The organism is Serratia liquefaciens ATCC 27592, assembly GCF_000422085.1.
Classification (GTDB): Bacteria; Pseudomonadota; Gammaproteobacteria; order Enterobacterales; family Enterobacteriaceae; genus Serratia; species Serratia liquefaciens.
On sequence record NC_021741.1, the window covers coordinates 3,616,665 to 3,634,550 of the forward strand.

At 57.3% G+C, this 17,886-nt stretch carries 18 protein-coding genes; 2 read left to right on the forward strand and 16 right to left on the reverse strand.

Features of this window, described 5'->3' with window-relative positions:
- Positions 1-47 precede the first annotated feature (47 nt).
- The 4 genes from M495_RS16965 to prmB form a co-directional block, all read right to left on the reverse strand.
- Positions 48-848, reverse strand: coding sequence for a sulfite exporter TauE/SafE family protein (locus M495_RS16965; protein ID WP_020827908.1), 801 nt, complete (start codon positions 846-848; stop codon positions 48-50).
- Between the two features lie 128 nt (positions 849-976).
- Positions 977-1,804: a penicillin-insensitive murein endopeptidase gene (gene mepA / locus M495_RS16970; protein ID WP_020827909.1), complete on the reverse strand. Its 828-nt coding sequence runs from the start codon at positions 1,802-1,804 to the stop codon at positions 977-979.
- A gap of 5 nt (positions 1,805-1,809) precedes the next feature.
- Entirely contained in the window at positions 1,810-2,895 is a 1,086-nt protein-coding gene (aroC, locus tag M495_RS16975) for a chorismate synthase (protein ID WP_020827910.1), read from the reverse strand.
- Between the two features lie 62 nt (positions 2,896-2,957).
- Positions 2,958-3,890, reverse strand: coding sequence for a 50S ribosomal protein L3 N(5)-glutamine methyltransferase (gene prmB, locus M495_RS16980; protein WP_041415542.1), 933 nt, complete (start codon positions 3,888-3,890; stop codon positions 2,958-2,960).
- 170 nt (positions 3,891-4,060) lie between these two features.
- On the opposite strand from prmB, the gene smrB reads away from it, so the two are divergent.
- Positions 4,061-4,591, forward strand: a complete 531-nt coding sequence (gene smrB, locus M495_RS16985) for an endonuclease SmrB (RefSeq protein ID WP_041415545.1) — start codon at positions 4,061-4,063, stop codon at positions 4,589-4,591.
- A 66-nt stretch (positions 4,592-4,657) separates the two neighbouring features.
- On the opposite strand, the gene sixA is transcribed toward smrB, so the two are convergent.
- From sixA to M495_RS17005, 4 genes are all read right to left on the reverse strand, one after another.
- Positions 4,658-5,140, reverse strand: a complete 483-nt coding sequence (gene sixA, locus M495_RS16990) for a phosphohistidine phosphatase SixA (protein ID WP_041414795.1) — start codon at positions 5,138-5,140, stop codon at positions 4,658-4,660.
- Between the two features lie 405 nt (positions 5,141-5,545).
- Positions 5,546-7,711, reverse strand: a complete 2,166-nt coding sequence (gene fadJ / locus M495_RS16995) for a fatty acid oxidation complex subunit alpha FadJ (protein WP_020827914.1) — start codon at positions 7,709-7,711, stop codon at positions 5,546-5,548.
- Positions 7,711-9,021 (reverse strand): acetyl-CoA C-acyltransferase FadI, encoded by a 1,311-nt coding sequence (gene fadI, locus M495_RS17000; RefSeq protein WP_020827915.1) that lies wholly within the window; start codon positions 9,019-9,021, stop codon positions 7,711-7,713. Before fadI ends, fadJ begins: the two co-directional genes overlap by 1 nt.
- Positions 9,022-9,214: 193 nt before the next feature.
- The gene (locus M495_RS17005) at positions 9,215-9,511 is read right to left on the reverse strand and encodes a YfcZ/YiiS family protein (RefSeq protein ID WP_020827916.1); all 297 of its coding nucleotides are present in this window, start codon (positions 9,509-9,511) and stop codon (positions 9,215-9,217) included.
- 405 nt (positions 9,512-9,916) lie between these two features.
- On the opposite strand from M495_RS17005, the gene fadL reads away from it, so the two are divergent.
- Positions 9,917-11,239, forward strand: a complete 1,323-nt coding sequence (gene fadL / locus M495_RS17010) for a long-chain fatty acid transporter FadL (RefSeq protein WP_041414796.1) — start codon at positions 9,917-9,919, stop codon at positions 11,237-11,239.
- A 116-nt stretch (positions 11,240-11,355) separates the two neighbouring features.
- On the opposite strand, the gene mlaA is transcribed toward fadL, so the two are convergent.
- From mlaA to M495_RS17050, 8 genes are read right to left on the reverse strand one after another with little or no spacing between them, the layout of a single operon-like run.
- The gene (gene mlaA, locus M495_RS17015; protein WP_020827918.1) at positions 11,356-12,114 is read right to left on the reverse strand and encodes a phospholipid-binding lipoprotein MlaA; all 759 of its coding nucleotides are present in this window, start codon (positions 12,112-12,114) and stop codon (positions 11,356-11,358) included.
- A 35-nt stretch (positions 12,115-12,149) separates the two neighbouring features.
- Positions 12,150-13,361, reverse strand: a complete 1,212-nt coding sequence (gene ccmI, locus M495_RS17020) for a c-type cytochrome biogenesis protein CcmI (protein ID WP_020827919.1) — start codon at positions 13,359-13,361, stop codon at positions 12,150-12,152.
- The gene (locus M495_RS17025; protein WP_020827920.1) at positions 13,361-13,834 is read right to left on the reverse strand and encodes a cytochrome c-type biogenesis protein; all 474 of its coding nucleotides are present in this window, start codon (positions 13,832-13,834) and stop codon (positions 13,361-13,363) included. The genes ccmI and M495_RS17025 overlap by 1 nt, the downstream gene beginning before the upstream one ends.
- Positions 13,831-14,382, reverse strand: a complete 552-nt coding sequence (locus tag M495_RS17030) for a DsbE family thiol:disulfide interchange protein (protein WP_020827921.1) — start codon at positions 14,380-14,382, stop codon at positions 13,831-13,833. Before M495_RS17030 ends, M495_RS17025 begins: the two co-directional genes overlap by 4 nt.
- A complete protein-coding gene (locus tag M495_RS17035) occupies positions 14,379-16,349 on the reverse strand; it encodes a heme lyase CcmF/NrfE family subunit (protein WP_020827922.1) in 1,971 nt (656 codons plus the stop codon). The genes M495_RS17030 and M495_RS17035 overlap by 4 nt, the downstream gene beginning before the upstream one ends.
- Complete coding sequence (gene ccmE / locus M495_RS17040) at positions 16,346-16,840, reverse strand: cytochrome c maturation protein CcmE (protein WP_012146100.1); 495 nt, start codon at positions 16,838-16,840, stop codon at positions 16,346-16,348. Before ccmE ends, M495_RS17035 begins: the two co-directional genes overlap by 4 nt.
- The gene (ccmD, locus tag M495_RS17045; protein ID WP_020827923.1) at positions 16,837-17,073 is read right to left on the reverse strand and encodes a heme exporter protein CcmD; all 237 of its coding nucleotides are present in this window, start codon (positions 17,071-17,073) and stop codon (positions 16,837-16,839) included. Before ccmD ends, ccmE begins: the two co-directional genes overlap by 4 nt.
- A complete protein-coding gene (locus M495_RS17050; RefSeq protein WP_020827924.1) occupies positions 17,070-17,807 on the reverse strand; it encodes a heme ABC transporter permease in 738 nt (245 codons plus the stop codon). Before M495_RS17050 ends, ccmD begins: the two co-directional genes overlap by 4 nt.
- Between the last annotated feature and the right edge of the window lie 79 nt (positions 17,808-17,886).

The window sequence follows — 17,886 nt, forward strand, 5'->3', positions numbered from 1 at the left end:
ACAAAAATAAAGAGGTAATTATTTCATTTTACCGCTCTTTTAGCATGCTAAAAATGCAGGGCCAGCCACTGCTGAATTTCAGCGCCGTGGTTGTCGTACAAGAGCTTGCAGCTCATCACCAGAGAAACGATGACGATCATCGGTCGGATCAGCTTTTGCCCGCGGGTCATCACCATGTGAGCCCCGAGGCGCGCACCGAGCACCTGCCCAACCAGCATCACCAGGCCAATGCCCCACAACACTTTGCCGCCAATGATAAACAACACCAGGCTGCCAAAGTTGGAAGTGAAGTTCAGCACCTTGGCGTGCGCGGTGGATTTGGCCAGGTTAAAACCGCACAGCGTCACGTAGGCCAGCGCATAGAAGGAACCGGCACCGGGCCCAAAGAAGCCATCGTAAAAACCGACGCAGCCACCGGCCACCAGCCCGAACGGCAAGGCGCTCAAACGGCGCTGCCGATCGTTTTCCCCCAACCGCGGCGTCAGCAGGAAGTACAGGCCGATGCCGATCACCAATAACGGCAGCATTTGCCGCAGCAGATCGGTGCGCATGTGCTGCACCAGCACAGCCCCGGCAACGGAACCGATCAGGGCCAGTAAAATGGTCAGCTTCTGATCGTTGAGATCGACCGCTCGTCGGCGGATAAAATACAGACTGGCGGAGAGGGAACCGCCCACCGACTGCAGCTTGTTGGTCGCCAGCGCCTGCGCCGGGGGAACCCCCACCGCCAGCAGCGCCGGTACGGTTAACAGCCCGCCGCCGCCGGCGATAGAGTCGATAAAACCTGCGAGTAACGCCACCACAAACAAAACCCCGAGCATCTCGGGGCCTACGACGAACCAGTCCATTTATACCCCTCTTACTTGAAGCTGCATCTGTGTTGGTTGCACTCACTCACCCGAATCACTTACTCGTGTAAGCTCATCGGGATTCCTTCCCTTACCGCCTTGATGCAACTCCAATTACTTTGGGTATATTATTCCGCAGCGAAATGGTTATCCAGCAAAGCCTGACAGGTCGGCGGTAACGGCGGCGGCACCGGTTTACCCGGTTTGGCGCTCGGCTGATGCGGCACGAACCAGCTTGCCAGCTCGGCACCGCAACCGTCGCCCGGCGGCGGCGTATCCTGTTCTTTACATTCCAGGCTGCCTGCCGGGCAGCGCAGACGCACGTGCATGTGGGCACGATGACCAAACCACGGGCGCACCTTGTGCAGCCAGTCGCGATCGGCACCGGCATCCAGACACAGACGCTGCTTGATCGCCGGGTTAACGAAGATGCGCGTCACTTCCTGATCCTGTGCCGCCGCTTTGATCAACGATTCAATCTGCGGCTGCCACTGGCGAGCAACCACCTGCTTGCCGTCGCTGGAAACCAGATCGATCGGCTGCGGCTTCAGCAACTGCTGCGCACTCCAACGCTGGCGCGGCAACTGTAACCAGATGTCGACATCAAGCCCGGACTGATGGCTGGCATGGCCGCTGCTAAAGCGCCCACCGGCCGGCATTGCCATATCGCCGATCAGCACCGTGCCCAAATTTCTTTGGCTGGCTTTGCTGCTCAGCCGCTGGATAAACGCCAGCAGATCCGGGTGGCCGAAGTAGCGGCGTTGATCGGGTCGCATCACCTGATAATCCGGTGAGTTCAGCGGTAACGGCTGAGCGCCGATAATGCAACCATTGGCAAAACCGCCCACTGCCTGCGGCGCGCCGGCCACCGGGTGGTCGATCTTCTGCCACGGCGTCAGCGCCAGGGCGGAGCCCGAAACCATCAGGGCAAGGATGCCCAACATCCAGTTTTTCATGGGAGTTACCAGCGTGGAACGTTAGAGACCACATCACCGTTTTGCGCACGCTGGCGCAGCAGGTGATCCATCAGCACAATCGCCATCATCGCTTCGGCAATCGGCACCGCACGAATGCCTACGCAAGGATCGTGACGGCCACGGGTGACCATCTCCACCGCTTCGCCCTGACGGTTAATGGTTCTGCCCGGCACCATAATGCTGGAGGTAGGTTTCAGCGCCAGGTGAGCAATGACCGGCTGACCGCTGCTGATGCCACCGAGAATGCCGCCTGCATGGTTGCTCTGGAAGCCTTCCGGAGTGATCTCATCACGGTTTTCGCTGCCGCGCTTGTTGACCACCGCGAAACCGTCGCCGATTTCGACGCCTTTCACCGCATTGATGCTCATCAACGCATGCGCCAGATCCGCATCGAGGCGGTCAAACACCGGCTCACCGAGGCCGACCGGCACGTTTTCGGCAATCACGCTGACCTTGGCGCCAATGGAGTCGCCCTCTTTCTTCAGCGCACGCATCAGTTCATCCAGGGCTTCCAGCTTATCGGGATCCGGGCAGAAGAACGGGTTCTGTTCAACCTGCTCCCAATCTTTCAGCTCGCAGACCACGTCGCCGATCTGCGCCAAATAGCCGCGCACCTGTACGCCATATTTCTGCAGCAGGTATTTCTTGGCAATAGCCCCTGCCGCAACGCGCATGGCGGTTTCACGAGCCGAAGAACGACCACCGCCGCGATAATCGCGCACGCCGTATTTTTGCTCGTAGGTGTAATCCGCATGCCCCGGACGGAACACGTCTTTGATAGCGCCGTAATCTTGTGAACGCTGGTCAGTGTTTTCTATCATCAGCCCAATGCTGGTGCCGGTGGTCACACCTTCAAACACGCCGGAAAGAATACGTACCTGATCCGGTTCGCGACGTTGAGTGGTATAGCGAGAGGTGCCTGGACGGCGACGGTCCAGGTCGTGCTGCAGATCGGCTTCGGTAAGCGGGATACCCGGCGGTACACCGTCTACGATACATCCCAGCGCCACACCGTGAGATTCACCAAATGTGGTGACGCGGAAAATCTGCCCAATACTGTTTCCTGCCATCGCGGCTCCTTACCCTTAATTATTATCTTTGTGGGGCCCGCCAAAGCAGGCCCGAAGAATGCTTAGCTGCGGTAGAGGCTGAAGTGCTCTTTGCAATCCACCAGTTGCTGCTTGGTCAGCATGAACACGCCGTCACCGCCGTTTTCAAACTCCAGCCAGGTGAACGGAATATCCGGATACTGTTCCATCAGATGTACCATGCTGTTACCCACTTCACAAATCAGCACGCCGTCGTCGCTCAGGTAGTCCGGTGCGCAGGCCAGAATACGGCGCACCAGCTTCAGGCCATCGCTGCCGGCCGCCAGGCCCAACTCGGGCTCAAAGCGGAATTCCTGCGGCAGGTCGGACATGTCTTCCGCATCCACGTACGGCGGATTGGTGACGATCAGATCGTACTGGATCGCGGGAACATCGCGGAACAGATCGGAACGGATCGGGATCACCTGTTGTTCAACGCCGAGCGCCTGAATATTGCGCTCGGTCACCGCCAGCACGTCGCTGGAGATATCGACAGCGTCAACTTCCGCTTCCGGGAAAGCGTAGCTGCAGGCAATGGCGATACAGCCGCTGCCGGTACACATGTCGAGAATATGACGCGGCGGGTGCGGGATCAGGGCGCTGAAGCGATCGTTGATCAGTTCGCCAATCGGGGAACGCGGGACCAGCACACGCTCATCAACGTAGAATTCCAGATCGCAGAACCAGGCTTTGTTGGTCAGATAGGCTACCGGGACACGTTCGTTGACGCGGCGGATCACGCGCTCAACGATGCGGTGGCGCTCGCTGGAGGTCAAACGGGCGGTGTGCATGTCCTCTGGAATGTCCAGCGGCAGGAACAGGCTTGGCAGCACCAATTGCACCGCTTCGTCCCACGGATTATCGGTTCCGTGACCATAGTAGATATCAGCGGCGTTAAAACGGCTGACCGTCCAGCGCAGCATATCTTGAATGGTGTGCAGTTCGTTCACTGCTTCCTCGACGAAAATTTTGTCCAATTTGCCCTCCGGCAGGCACTGTGATTCATGATTTAGCCGCATAGTTTGCCATGAAGCCCGCGACAAATCACGCTAACCCCTTGCGCTTTTCATTCTGGCGTGAATTTTGCGTCGACAGAGACCCGCGACAAGGTAAACTATCGCGATAAATGATTTCCGGTGAATTCCAAATGAAGAACAAGCACCCTCTGAGCAAAGATGAATTGCAGCTCTTCAGAGAGTCGGTAGTAGACGCAAAAAAGCTGCGTCAGGACACCATCGTCCACCGTAAACCCAAGCCTGTCACCAAGAAAATTGCTCCACAGCGCCTGCTTCAGGAACAGGTAGACGCCAGTTATTATTTCTCGGATGAATACCAGCCACAGTTGGAAGAGGAAGGCCCGACGCGCTATGTGCGCCCCGGTTACAGTGCCTTTGAACTGAAAAAGCTGCGTCGCGGCGATTATTCACCGGAGCTGTTTCTCGATCTTCATGGCCTGACCCAGATGCAAGCCAAGCAAGAGCTGGGGGCGCTGATCGCCGCCTGCAAGCGCGAACACGTGCACTGCGCCTGCGTGATGCACGGTCACGGCAAGCACATTCTCAAGCAGCAGACGCCGCTATGGTTGGCGCAGCACCCTGACGTGCTGGTGTTTCACCAGGCGCCCAAAGAATGGGGCGGCAGCGCGGCGATTTTACTGCTGGTCGAACTGGCTGAGTGAACGGCAGAAATGACAAAGGGCGATGTTTGACATCGCCCTTTCGTTTTGGCCCCGCCCTGGGGTGCCTTATACTTTAGCCATCACCTGCGATGGACTCACCTGCCACTCAAATTTACCGTAGCTGCCGTCGGCGGCCAAATCGACATTGGCAATCGCCGAGGTCGCGAACATCGGCGGGCATTCGCCCGGACAGAGTTCCGCCACCAGGTAACCCACCAGCGGTAAGTGGGAGACGATCAGCACCGCGTGAACCCCCTGCTGCGCCAGCGCCTGCAGATAGCTGCCGACCAGGCTGGCATCCCCGCCCGGCGTCAGCTCAGGCAGCACTTCTTCGCTTGCCGGCAGGGTCAAGGCTTCGCGAACCGTAGCCAGCGTCTGCTCTGCCCGCAGGTACGGGCTGACCAGCACGCGTTCAATATCCACAGACTTGGTATTTAACCAGGCCGCCATCTGACGTGACTCATCACGGCCACAAACAGTAAGAGGTCTTACCGAATCGCTGGCCGCATCAAGTGCCGCCTCTCCGTGACGCATAATCAAAACTTGCATATTGCACCGCTGTTGTTGACAAAATAACGCTATACAGAAACGCCGAGCGTGCTGTATCGCCGAGTTTTACAACCCCAAAGCAAACGCTTTGAAACGATAACGCGCCGTCTCTTTATGGCGGCCGGGCATTTTGCCTGAAAGTTCACGTAAAGAAAATGCTGTTTTTTACATCAATGGCGCCTTAACGGGAATTCAGCGCTCACATAACAACCAATTCAACAGGTTAAATTTTAACCTTCTCATCATGAATTTTATTGATGGCGGCCAGCCTTTCACCGCCATCAGGCTACGTTACCTCGTCCCTATCTCCCTGTATAGGGTCAGGGATTACCGGTATTGCAAGGAGTGATAGCGATCACATGCAACCTTGATCCTACTCTAGTACAAATCACGTCGCCGCGCCGCTCAGGTCCCCTGCGGATAGAAGCGTTCACCCTGCTGAGCCATGCGCTGCAGGCGTTCGCAAGGCGCAAAATATTCACCGTGCTGCCGCTGCAGGTACTCCAGCGTTTTAACCACCTTATCGGCCCCCAACTGATCCATATAGCGGAAAGGCCCGCCGAGGAATGGAGGAAAACCTATACCGAACACCGCGCCGATATCGCCGTCGCGCGCGCTGCGGATCACGCCTTCATCCAGACAACGTGCGGCTTCATTGAGCATCATCATTACGCAACGCTGAGCGATGACGGCCGGTTGTAAATGCGACTTCGGCGTGATGCCCAGCAAAAGATAGACCGAGGTATCGGCGCGCTTGCTCCGCTGACGCTGCTGGCCTTCACTGGGGTAGAGATAAAAACCACGGCCGTTTTTGCGCCCTTTGCGTCCGTCTTTCAACACCGCCTCGAAGGCGGCTGGAGCGGCAAAGCGCGGCCCTAACTGCTCTACCAGCACCGGGATAATCTTGGTACCGACGTCGATGCCCACTTCATCCAGCAGGGTTATCGGCCCAACCGGGAAACCGAAATCCACCAGCGCCTTGTCCAACGCTTCGATCGGCTCACCTTCCAGCAGGCAACGAGTCGCTTCATTTATATAAGGAGCCAGAATACGGTTAACGTAGAAACCGGCGCGGTCGGCCACCACGATCGCCGTTTTGCCCTGCTTGTGCGCCAGCGCCACGGTGGTGGCAATGGTTTCTTCGCTGGTGGTAGCGTGCGGGATCACCTCAACCAACGGCATTTTATCCACCGGGCTGAAATAATGCAGGCCGATCACCTGCTCAGGGCGCTGCGCCTTGGCGGCAATCTGGCCAATCGGCAGCGATGAGGTATTGGAGGCAAAGATGGTGTGCGGCGCCGCGTGCTGTTCTATCTCGGCCACCATCTGCTGCTTCAGCGCCAGGTCTTCGAACACCGCCTCAATCACCACGTCCACCCGTTCAAAACCGGTGTAATCGGTCGAACCGGAGATCAGCATCATCTGTTTTTGCCGTTCCGCCGGGCGCATGCGTTTACTGCGTACCCGCTTGCCGAGCACGTCCCAACTGTATTTTAACGCGTGGTTAATGCCCGTTTCGTTAACGTCTTTAATTCGCACCGGCAAACCACCCCGCGTGGCGGTCACACAGGCGATACCGCCGCCCATCAGGCCGCCACCCAGAATGCCGATACGGTGCAGTTCATGAGGTTGTGCATTACCACCGCGTTCTTTCTTCAAGGAGGTAGAGGCAAAGAACAGGCTGCGCAACGCGGCGGACTGCGGGGTCATGGCCAATTCGCCAAACGCCCGCGCCTCGGCTTCATAACCGCTGGCGCTGCCGTGATCCAGACCGGTACGCACCACCTGAATAATGCGTTCTGCGGCAGGATAATTGCCGTGCGTTTTCTCCAGCGTTTTCTTGCGCACAATGCTGAACAGCAGGCTTTTACCTAGCGGGCCGTTGAGCAAACGCTCCTGCCACGGCAATTCGCGCCGGCTCTGCCAGCCTTGCTTGACCCGTTCGACGGCAGCCTGTAATAAAATTGACTGGGGCACGGCATCGTCCACCAACCCCATGCGCAACGCCTGACGCGCCCGAATGTGTTTGCCGGTCAGGATCATGTCCAACGCCTTGCTGGCACCAATCAACCGCGGCAAACGCTGGGTGCCACCGGAACCCGGCAGCAAACCTAGCTGCACTTCCGGCAGGCCGAGTGCGGTTTTGTCATCCAGAGAACAAACGCGACTGTGGCACGCCAACGCCAGCTCCAGCCCACCGCCTAAGCAAGCGCCGTGAATAGCCGCCACCACAGGGACCTGGAATGCGGCAATCTGTGCCAGCGTACTTTGGCCTTTTTTCGCCAGCGCTTCGGCCTCTTTGGCAGTGGTACAGGCGGCAATCATGCTGATATCCGCCCCGGCAATAAACGAATCCGGCTTGCCGGAGATAATCACCAGCCCTTCCAGCGCCGGATTCTGCTGCGCGCGGATCAGTACGTCGTTGACCTGCTCGACAAACTCGGCCTTCAGGGTGTTTACCTTCTCCCCCGGAACATCGATGGTGATCACACCAATGTTGTCCGGACGAAGGGTCAGTTGAAAGGCCGAGGGTTTGGCCCGCTGTTCATGCAATGCGTTTTCAAAGCTCATTATTCCACCTCTACGATCATTGCGGCCCCTAACCCTCCGGCTGCGCAGGCGGTCGTCAGCCCCAGTCCGCCGCCACGACGCTTCAGCTCGTGCAACGTTTGGGTGATCATGCGCGCGCCGGTAGCGGCAAATGGGTGACCATAAGCAATTGAGCCACCCAATACGTTGAATTTTTCCATGTCCACTTCGCCAATCGCCCGGCTGCGGCCCAGCTTTTTCTGAGCAAATTCGTCGCTGGCAAACATTTTCAGGTTCGCCAGGGTCTGAGCAGCAAAGGCTTCATGCATGTCGATGAGGGTCAGGTCGGCCAGGCCGATTCCGGCGCGATCCAGCGCCAGCGGCGTAGCGTAAGACGGCCCGAGCAGCATATCTTCCCACACATCGATGGCAGAGAAGGCAAAGCTGCGCAGATAACCCAGCGGTTGCAACCCCAACTCTTTCGCTCGCGACTCACTCATCATCAGCACCGCTGCCGCGCCGTCGGTCAACGGCGTACTGTTGGCTGCGGTAACGCTACCGTGGTTGCGATCGAATGCCGGTTTCAGCTTTGCGTAGGACGCCAGGCTGGAATCTTTGCGGACGTTGTTGTCTTCGGTGATTTGCGTACGGTATGGCGGCACATAGGCCGTCATCACCTCGTCGCGCAGCAGCCCCTGCTCCCAGGCTTTGGCAGCCAGTTGGTGAGAGCGGTGCGCCAGCGCATCCTGCTCTTCCCGGGTGATGCCGTGGCTTTTCGCCATTTGCTCTGCGGTATCGCCCATGCGCAGCCCGGTGGAATATTCCGCCACTGCCGGCGGCACCGGCATCAGGTCACGGAACTTCAGTCGGCTAAACAGCTTGAGACGCTGCGACAGGGTACGGGCTTTGTTAACGTCCACCAGAGTGCGCGCCAGCGCTTTACTGACGCCGATAGGCAGAACGGAAGAAGAGTCAGCGCCACCGGCGATGCCGATACTGATGCTGCCTGCCATGATGCTTTCCGCCACGTTGGCAATCGCCTGGAAGCTGGTAGCGCAGGCACGCGACACGCTATAAGCATCGGTATGCACGCTCATGCCGGTACCGAGCACGATTTCACGCGCAATATTCGGCGCCTCAGGCATTTGCACCACCTGGCCGAACACCAGTTGTTCAATCAGCGCCGGATCGATACCGCTGCGGGCTAACAGTTCACTTACCGCCGTTTTCCCCAGATCCACCGCTGGAATGCCGTGATAAGCGGTCGCCTGTTTGGCAAAGGGGGTCCGCAGTCCATTTACAATCGCAATACGGTCACCGTGACGGGTCACCAACGGCAGTGCCTTACTCATAAACGCTCCTGAAGAAAATAACGCCAGCGCAACGGTCAAGAAGAGGTCTGACCTGATGGGGTCATTGTTAACCAAATGTTTACATTTGGCAAACCGGCAGAAGTGAAAACTGAGAGCAGGAGCAACTTTCTAGAGGGGGATTGAGGAGGAAGCGAGCGGCGCGGGATGACCCCGCACCGTTTTAAAGCCGTGATTAACGCAGGCCGAGCTGGAAAATCAGGGTTTCTGCCTGGCAGGCGAAGGTGAAATCAGCCACCAGTTCCACGCCACCGTCAACCGGTTTAATGCTACTGCTGATGTCGCACGGGTCGGATTCCACACCGCGGGCTTTTTCGGTCAGCGTGGCCAACATTTTTTCTGCATCCTGCTGATTGGCAAACACCTGGCTGTAGGAGGCGGTGCAATCGGTATTGTCCATCACGGTACCGACATCAACACAGCAACAGGCGGCAGTTTCCTGGGCACTACATTTATTAATTGGATTGGACATGATTCATTCTCCTCAGGGACCGCCGTTACGCGAGTCCAAATTGCCATTTAGCTACTGGCGCAAAGACACAAGATTCTGCGTTTATTTTACTCTGCGATGAAACCGATCACTAGCACTTACTTTTTATAGGTGTTTTAAGTGATGGAAATCACAAATGAAAATCGACGTCTGCTAAGGAATGGTAGGAATATTGTTATGCATTGCTGGTTTTTTGTTATGCAGATCTCCTTTTTGATATCAATTTAGAAATATCTCAAAAACATTGTTGCAACATTTTCACAGGTCGGACCTATAATTCAGCCACTGGTCTGATTTGTCTGAATGATAACGGACCCTACAATCCCGCGCTCCTTGTTACTTTGAGTAACATAGTTTAAATAATAAACACATAATGAGGTTTTGGTCATGAGCCAGAAAAACCTATTTACTAAATCAGCTCTCGCAGCTGCAGTGGCAATTATTTCTTCAAACGTGTCTGCCGCAGGATTCCAGCTGAATGAGTTTTCATCAGCTGGTTTAGGACGTTCGTATTCTGGCGAGGGCGCCATGGCGGATACTGCAGCTTCCGCCAGCCGCAACCCGGCCCTGCTGATGATGTATACCCGCCCGGAACTTTCCTTCGGTGCGGTGTTTATCGATCCGGATGTAGACATCTCCGGCAAGTCACCTTCCGGTGCCAGCCTCGACTCCAAGAACATCGCCCCTACCGCCTGGGTGCCAAACCTGCATTATGTTCAACCGATTAACGATCAGTTTGCCGTAGGCGGCTCGGTCACCAGCAACTACGGCCTGGCGACAGAATTCAACGACGGTTACACCGCAGGGGCTTACGGCGGTAAAACTGACCTGACCACACTTAACCTGAACCTGAGCGGTGCTTACCGTCTGAACCAACAATTCAGCTTCGGCCTGGGCTTTGACGCGGTTTACGCCAAAGCCAAGCTCGAGCGTTATGCCGGTGAATTGCCGAGGTTGATCGCAGGTTCTGGCCAGTTGCCACCTCAATTGGCCGGCCCGGTCTCACAGATCCCGGCGGATACTCAAATTTCTCACCTGAAGGGTGACAAATGGGGCTTTGGCTGGAACGCCGGCATTCTGTACGAAGTGGACGAAAACAACCGTTACGGTTTCACCTACCGTTCCGAAGTCAAAATCAAGTTTGACGGCGACTACAAGAGCAGCCTGCCATCCGCCTATAACCCGCTCCTTGGCGCTCTCGGCCTGCCTATGGGCACCGACGGCACCACCATCCCAGGCTCTCTGGATCTGAACCTGCCGGAAATGTGGGAAATCTCGGGTTACAACAAGGTTGCACCGCAGTGGGCTATCCACTACAGCCTGGCTTACACCAGCTGGAGCCAGTTCCAGGAGCTGAAAGCTACCGGCAACAACGGTCAAACCCTGTTTGAGAAGCACGAAGGCTTTAAAGACGCTTACCGCATCGCACTGGGTACTACCTACTTCTACGACGATAACTGGACCTTCCGTACCGGTATCGCCTTCGATGACAGCCCGGTGCCGGCCCAGAACCGTTCTATCTCTATCCCGGATCAGGACCGCTTCTGGTTGAGCGCAGGTACCAGCTACGCATTCAACAAAGACGCCTCTGTTGACGTCGGTGTTTCCTACATGCACGGCCAGAAAGTCACCATCAAAGAAGGTCCATATACCTTCGAATCCGTGGGCAAGGCCTGGCTGTACGGCGCCAACTTCAACTACCGCTTCTAATCTTTTCGATGACGAAGCCAGGAGCGCCCTTCTTAGGGCGCTTTTTTTTGCCCGCCGATCTCAAAACATAAAAAAACCCGCCATCAAAGCGGGTTCTTTCTCTTCGCCAAGCGAGATTACTGCGAGTCGATCTCGTCCAGATCGCCCTGGATCGCCTGAGCGTTCGGGTTGATCTCAGGTTTCAGCGAGCCGCCGTTCGCCAGGAAGTCGTTACGCTGGAAGTAGGCTTCGCGCACCATCAGGTACGGATCGGAAGAGTTGCGCAGCAGGCCGTCGGAATCCAACAGCTCGGCACGGGTTTCAATCCCTTCAACCACCCATTTACCCGCCGACATCCAGAAGGTCAGGTAGCTCAGTACCGGATAGACCGTATCCGCCCAGTCACCGCCCTCTTCACGCAGGGTGAAACTGCCGTAGCCCGGCAACATCACATAAGGACCGTAGCCGACGCCATAATGCCCCAGGGTGCTGCCGAAACGGTTAGGCTCTTCGCGAGCCAGTTTCGGGTTAGCCATCCCGGCCACGTCGATCAGCCCCCCCATCCCCAGAAGGGTGTTGAGGAAGAAACGGTTAAAGTGGATCATCCCCTTATAGGGGTCGCCTTTCAGGAAGGAGTTGACCATGCTGGCCGGCTCTTCCAGGTTAGACGTAAAGTTGCTTATCCCATTACGCGCCGGCATGGGCAGGTAGTTGCGCCAGGCCACGGCCACCGGGCGAAGTACATACGGATCCAGGACGTTATAGTTGAAGTTGAACATCGTCCGGTTAAATCCTTCCAGAGGATCGGATCGCCCTTGTGGTTCATCTTGTGGCGCGCTGGCACAGCCCACCAATAACACCGTTGTGAAAGCCAGCCCAGTCAGGCGAAAGTTCATATTTTTCTCCATAAAAACACGTTCGGTCTTTTTATTTAAGGGACCTGTTTGTTTATCTGAACGTCAATCTGCTCTTTACCGCTGAAATTCTGCAGCGCACTCTCGCCGAACCAATCACCCGCCTGTGGCGTGGCCAGACCATCCTGAGAAATTCGCACCCGCACCTTGACCTGATGCTGAGCCGAAAGCAGGCGTTCAGGCATCATGGCGTTGCTGTCATCCAGAGAAAATGACAGCGGGAAACGGCTTAAGGGCAGTTGTTTTACCGCAACCGGCACTGGATTGGTGCCATCGGTCACTGAAATTACCAGCGTCCCCTGCTGCGGCAAAGCGTTCGTCGCCTGTGGCGATAACGTCACGTTAATGCCAAGTTTAACAGTTTCTTCGCCCGCCTGTGTTTTTGCTTGTTCAATGCTGCGCTTTATCACTTCGGCGCGTTGATCATTGGCTGGCAACAGCTTCAGCATAACCTGCCAGGCGCCAATCGCCTGCTTGAAATCCCCCTGTTCGAAGGCGTTGAACGCCAACAGGCTCAGCACGCGCATATTGGTGTGATCTTCGGCGATCATCTTGCGCAGCATCTGAGTGGCCTGCTTGTTATCCTCTGGATCGTTAGAGCGCGTCAAGACTTCCGCGTAGCCGAGGCGGACTTCCAGACTATTCGGATCAAGTTGATAAGCATGAGCAAATGCCTGGGTGGCGGTGGTGGCGTTATTCAGCGCCATCCCCACGCGACCCAGCATCATCCAGTCGTTGATATTGCGATCGTCCTGCTGCAACGCGGTACGCAGCCCCAGCCCGAGGCGAGCAATCTCTTCCATGCTCAACGGTTGGGCGCGCTCATTAGCGACGCGCGCGCGCAGATCCGGCATTTGCGCCTCGACCTGTTGCCAGTCCAATACCTGCACCAACCCACCGGTTTTCAGATAAAAGCCAAGGGTGACCACCACCAGCAAGGCAACCCCAGGCACCAATGCCCAGCGGTTAATGGGTTTCTCCTGCGTATCCTGCTGGCCGGGGATATCATTGAGCAGGTTTTGCTGCAGCTCTTTCACCAGTTCAGGGCGCTCAGCAACCACGCCCTGCTGTTCGTCCTGCTCCAGCTCATGCAGACGATCCTGATAAAACGCCTTGTTCAGCGTATCGCGGCTCGCAGCGGTGCTTTTACCGCTGTGGCGCATCGCCGGTACCACCAGCAACGCCGCAGCGCCCACCAGCAGGACAATAATAATCAGCCAAAAAGCCATTAGGGTTTCTTCCTGTCAGTCTCTTTCAGCAGCGCCGCCAGACGCTGTTGCTCCTGCTCGGAGAATTCATCGTTAGCGTTAACGGCACCGGTACGACGGTGGCGGGTGCGCAGTATCACTACCGCACCGCCGATCAACACAAACAGCAACGGGCCTACCCACAGGATCAGCGTCGCCGGGGTCACCGGCGGTTCGTAGGTGACGAAATTACCGTAGCGCGCCACCATATAGTCGATAATCTGCTGCTTGTTCTGCCCCTGCATCATCAACTCGTACACCTTGGTACGCATATCGGCCGCTATGATGGCGTTAGAGTCGGCGATGCTGTTGTTCTGGCATTTCGGGCAACGCAGCTGTTCGGTCAGCTCCCGGTATTGCTGTTCCTGCTCGACCGAATTGAACCGATAAGTGTCGATAGCCGCCGCGGCGCTCCAACTCAGTAACGCGGCAAATATCAGGGTCAGCAGCCTCATGCCTCACCCCCATATTTTTTGTACAGCGGCAGCACTTCTTGCTGCCAAACGCGCTCGTTCATGTCTCCGGCGTGGCGGTAGCGGATAATGCCCTGCCCGTCGATCAGGAAGGTTTCCGGTGCGCCGTACACGCCCAAATCCAGCCCCAGCATGCCGTCGCCGTCGTACAGGCTGAGCGCGTACGGGTTGCCCAGCGAGTTCAGCCAGGTCACCGCTTTGCCGCGATCGTCTTTATAGTTCAGCCCCACCACGCGAATGCCGCGCGCGGCCAGCGTATTGAGGTATTGATGTTCGGCACGGCACGTTGGGCACCAGGTCGCCCAGACGTTCAGCAGCATGGGTTTGCCATTGCGCAGCACCGCCTGGTCGTAAGTCTTGCCAGGCTGGTCGAGGGATTCCAGCTTGAAAGCCGGCACCGGCTTGCCGATCAACGCCGATTCCAGCATGGTCGGGTCTTCGCCACCGGCGTTGCGCGTCAGCTGCACCATAAACGCCGCCACCAGCAGCAGGAACAGGATTAATGGGATAAACAGCAGCTTACGGTTCATGCCTGCTCCTCCAGCTTGCCTTCACGCTTGAGTTTTTTGCTCATCCGATAGCGCGGATCGAGTATGCACAGGATACCGCCCAGCGCCATAAACACCCCGCCGAACCAGATCCAGCGTACGAAAGGTTTGTAGTACAACCGCACTGCCCAAGAGCCGTCGTCCAGCTCTTCGCCCAGCGCGGCGTACAGGTCGCGGCTGAAGCCGCCGTCAATCGCCGCTTCGGTCATCATGCTGCGCGCCACGCTGTAATAGCGTTTTTCCGCGTGCAACGTCGCTTCCGGCTTGCCGTTGCGCGTGACATCGATAATGCCGACGCCGCCGCTGTAGTTCGGCCCACGAATATCGTGCACGTCACGGAACACAAAGTGATAGTTATGGATATCCACGCTGTCGCCGGCTTTCATGCGGACATCACGTTCCACACTGTAGTTTTGGCTGAAGGCAATGCCGATTACCGTTACCGCCACGCCAAGGTGGCCCAGCACCATCCCCCAGTGGCTGCGGGAAAGATGGCTCAGCCCACGCCAGAAACCGTGGCGATGCGTTGCACGTTCGTGCAGTTCCATCAGCGTCAGGATTATCACCCAAACGGCCATGATCAGCCCCACCACCGTCATGCCGGCGATGCTGTCTTGCAACAGCCACGGCAGCAGGATCGACAGCACCAGCGTAATCACCAGCGCCACGCTCAGGCGACGCCACAGCTTGGTCGGCTCGTCGCGGCGCCAGCGCACCAACGGGCCAATCCCCATCAGTAACGCCATCGGTGCCATCAGCCAGGTGAACATGGTGTTGAAGAACGGTTCGCCGATAGAAATGCTGCCCAGGCCCAACTGCTTATGCACCAGCGGCAGCAGCGTCCCCAACAGCACCACCAGCATGGCAGCGATCAGCAGTACGTTATTGCCCAGCAAGAAGGTTTCACGCGAGAAGGTTTCGTGCTGCACCCGGCTGCGCACTTGCCCGCCCTTGACCGCATACAGCAGCAGAGAACCGCCTATCACGATCACCAGATAAGCAAGGATAAACATGCCGCGTGCCGGGTCGGAAGCAAAGGAGTGCACCGAAACCAGCACCCCGGAGCGCACCAGGAAGGTGCCCAGCAGGCACAATGAGAAGGCGGTAATCGCCAGCAATACCGTCCAGGCTTTGAAAGTGCCGCGTTTTTCGGTCACCGCCAACGAGTGCATCAGCGCGGTACCGGCCAGCCACGGCATAAATGAAGCGTTCTCGACCGGATCCCAGAACCACCAGCCGCCCCAGCCCAGTTCATAATAAGCCCAGGCGGAGCCCAGCACGATGCCCATGGTGAGGAACACCCAGGCGGCCGTGGTCCAAGGGCGCGACCAGCGCGCCCAGGCCGTATCCAGGCGACCGGCCATCAGTGAAGCGATGGCGAAAGCAAAGGCCACCGAGAAACCGACATACCCCATGTACAGCAGCGGCGGATGGAAAATCAGGCCGATATCCTGCAGCAGCGGGTTAAGGTCGCTACCGTCGATCGGGAAGTTCGGCAGCGTACGGGTGAAGGGGTTGGAGGTCATGATGATAAACAGCAGGAAACCTGCCGTGATCATGCCCATCACCGACAACACGCGCGCCACGGCATCTTGCGGCATCGAACGGCTGCACAGCGCCACCGCCAGCGACCAGCAGCTCAGCAACAGCACCCACAGCAGCAGCGATCCCTCGTGGGCGCCCCAGGTGGCTGCAATGCGGTAATACACCGGCAGTTGGGTGTTGGAGTTGGCGGCCACATAGGCCACGGTAAAGTCATTAACGACAAAGGCGTGCACCAGACAGATGAACGCCAGGGCGATAGCCGCAAACATGCCGTAGGTCAGTGGGCGCGCCACCGCCATCATGCGACGGTCCTGACGCGCCGCGCCCCATTGCGGGTAAATGCTCAGCAGCAGCGAAATCGCCAGCGCCAGGCATAGCAGAAAACTTCCCGTTTCCGGCATCATGATTTAGCGCCCTCGTTCTGCGGGGTGGCGTAGGCCGAAGCCGGTCCCTTATGGTTTTCTTTCATCGCGTCGGCCACTTCCGGCGGCGTGTATTTTTCATCGTGTTTCGCCAGCACTTCACGCGCATTCACCACGTTGCCTTCGCCCAGCACGCCCTGTGCCACAACGCCCTGCCCCTCACGGAACAGATCCGGCAGAATGCCGGTGTAAGTGACGTCGATTGCACCGCGTGCATCATAAACTTTGAAACTGACCTGCAGCGTTTTCTGATCGCGCTTTACCGAACCCGGCATCACCATGCCACCGATGCGCAGGCGTTGGCCCACCTCCGGCTTCTCATGATTTTCGCCCTTGCCCTGCAGAATTTCGCTTGGGGTATAAAACAGATCGATGTTGGAGCGTAGCGCATACAGCATCAGGGTCGCGGTCAGCGCAACGCCGATCAGCACTACGATCGCCAAATACAGGCGACTTTTACGACGAGGATTCACAATGATTTCTCCCGCGGGTTAGCGGTTTTTTGTTTCGACTGCTGCGAATGACGAATACGTCGTTCGCGTGCCTGACGGCGTCCAATCTCATCCAGCAATTGCCGGCGCTGCCAGAAAGTGTGGGCCACCAGCCCCAGCAACGAGAGCAGGGTTACGGCTACCGCCAACCAAACGTAGAAGGCATAGCCGCCCATGGCGAAAAACGCCTGCCAGGAAGTAAAGGCTGCATTCATGGTTGACGCTCCTTGTTAACCAGCCCTGCCACCCAAGGGCGCTGGCGTTCCTGAGACAAAATCAGATTGCGCAAGCGCAGCAAGGTGAGAGTGATGAAAAACAGCAGGTAACCGAGGATTGCCCATCGCAGCGGGGTGCGCATGCTTGGCGCGATGCTCTGTTGCATATTGGTGGAACCCTGATGCAGCGTGTTCCACCATTCGACCGAGAAGTGAATGATCGGGATGTTCACCACCCCGACCAGCACCAGAATGCCGGCGGCGCGGCCCGCCAGGCGGCGGTCCTCAAAGGCGTTGTACAGCGCAATAATGCCAATATAAAGAAACAGCAACACCAGTTCAGACGTCAGGCGGGCGTCCCACACCCACCAGGTGCCCCACATCGGCTTACCCCAGGCGGAGCCGGTGACCAGCGCAATAAAGGTAAACACCGCGCCGACCGGTGCCATCGCCGCCACCACGGTATCGGACATTTTCATCTGCCACACCAGGCCGATAAACGCCGCTACCGCCATTGAGCCATAGATCCCCATCGACCACATCGCCGCCGGCACATGGATATACATGATGCGGAAGCTATCGCCCTGCTGGTAATCCTTGGGTGCGAAGCCGAATCCCCAGACCCAGCCCAGCAACAGGCAAGCCGCTCCGGCCAGTCCCAGCCAGGGGATAAAGCGGCCACAGACGTGATACAGCCGTTCAGGCTGGGCAAACTGATGTAACCATTTCCACATTGTCGTCATTGCTCACGGTAAATTTATACGGTGGCCGCCCCGTTTACCGGGGCGACGAAAATTGCTTGTGCGGTGGAAC

Coding starts and splice junctions, on each gene's coding strand:
- mlaA (WP_020827918.1), bottom strand. CDS start 12,114: ATGAACTTTCGCCTGACTGGGCTGGCTTTCACAACGGTGTTATTGGTG.
- mepA (WP_020827909.1), bottom strand. CDS start 1,804: ATGAAAAACTGGATGTTGGGCATCCTTGCCCTGATGGTTTCGGGCTCC.
- ccmD (WP_020827923.1), bottom strand. CDS start 17,073: ATGAATGCAGCCTTTACTTCCTGGCAGGCGTTTTTCGCCATGGGCGGC.
- M495_RS17005 (WP_020827916.1), bottom strand. CDS start 9,511: ATGTCCAATCCAATTAATAAATGTAGTGCCCAGGAAACTGCCGCCTGT.
- ccmI (WP_020827919.1), bottom strand. CDS start 13,361: ATGGCTTTTTGGCTGATTATTATTGTCCTGCTGGTGGGCGCTGCGGCG.
- fadL (WP_041414796.1), top strand. CDS start 9,917: ATGAGCCAGAAAAACCTATTTACTAAATCAGCTCTCGCAGCTGCAGTG.
- M495_RS17035 (WP_020827922.1), bottom strand. CDS start 16,349: ATGATGCCGGAAACGGGAAGTTTTCTGCTATGCCTGGCGCTGGCGATT.
- fadJ (WP_020827914.1), bottom strand. CDS start 7,711: ATGAGCTTTGAAAACGCATTGCATGAACAGCGGGCCAAACCCTCGGCC.
- sixA (WP_041414795.1), bottom strand. CDS start 5,140: ATGCAAGTTTTGATTATGCGTCACGGAGAGGCGGCACTTGATGCGGCC.
- M495_RS17050 (WP_020827924.1), bottom strand. CDS start 17,807: ATGTGGAAATGGTTACATCAGTTTGCCCAGCCTGAACGGCTGTATCAC.
- M495_RS17025 (WP_020827920.1), bottom strand. CDS start 13,834: ATGAGGCTGCTGACCCTGATATTTGCCGCGTTACTGAGTTGGAGCGCC.
- M495_RS16965 (WP_020827908.1), bottom strand. CDS start 848: ATGGACTGGTTCGTCGTAGGCCCCGAGATGCTCGGGGTTTTGTTTGTG.
- fadI (WP_020827915.1), bottom strand. CDS start 9,021: ATGAGTAAGGCACTGCCGTTGGTGACCCGTCACGGTGACCGTATTGCG.
- aroC (WP_020827910.1), bottom strand. CDS start 2,895: ATGGCAGGAAACAGTATTGGGCAGATTTTCCGCGTCACCACATTTGGT.
- M495_RS17030 (WP_020827921.1), bottom strand. CDS start 14,382: ATGAACCGTAAGCTGCTGTTTATCCCATTAATCCTGTTCCTGCTGCTG.
- smrB (WP_041415545.1), top strand. CDS start 4,061: ATGAAGAACAAGCACCCTCTGAGCAAAGATGAATTGCAGCTCTTCAGA.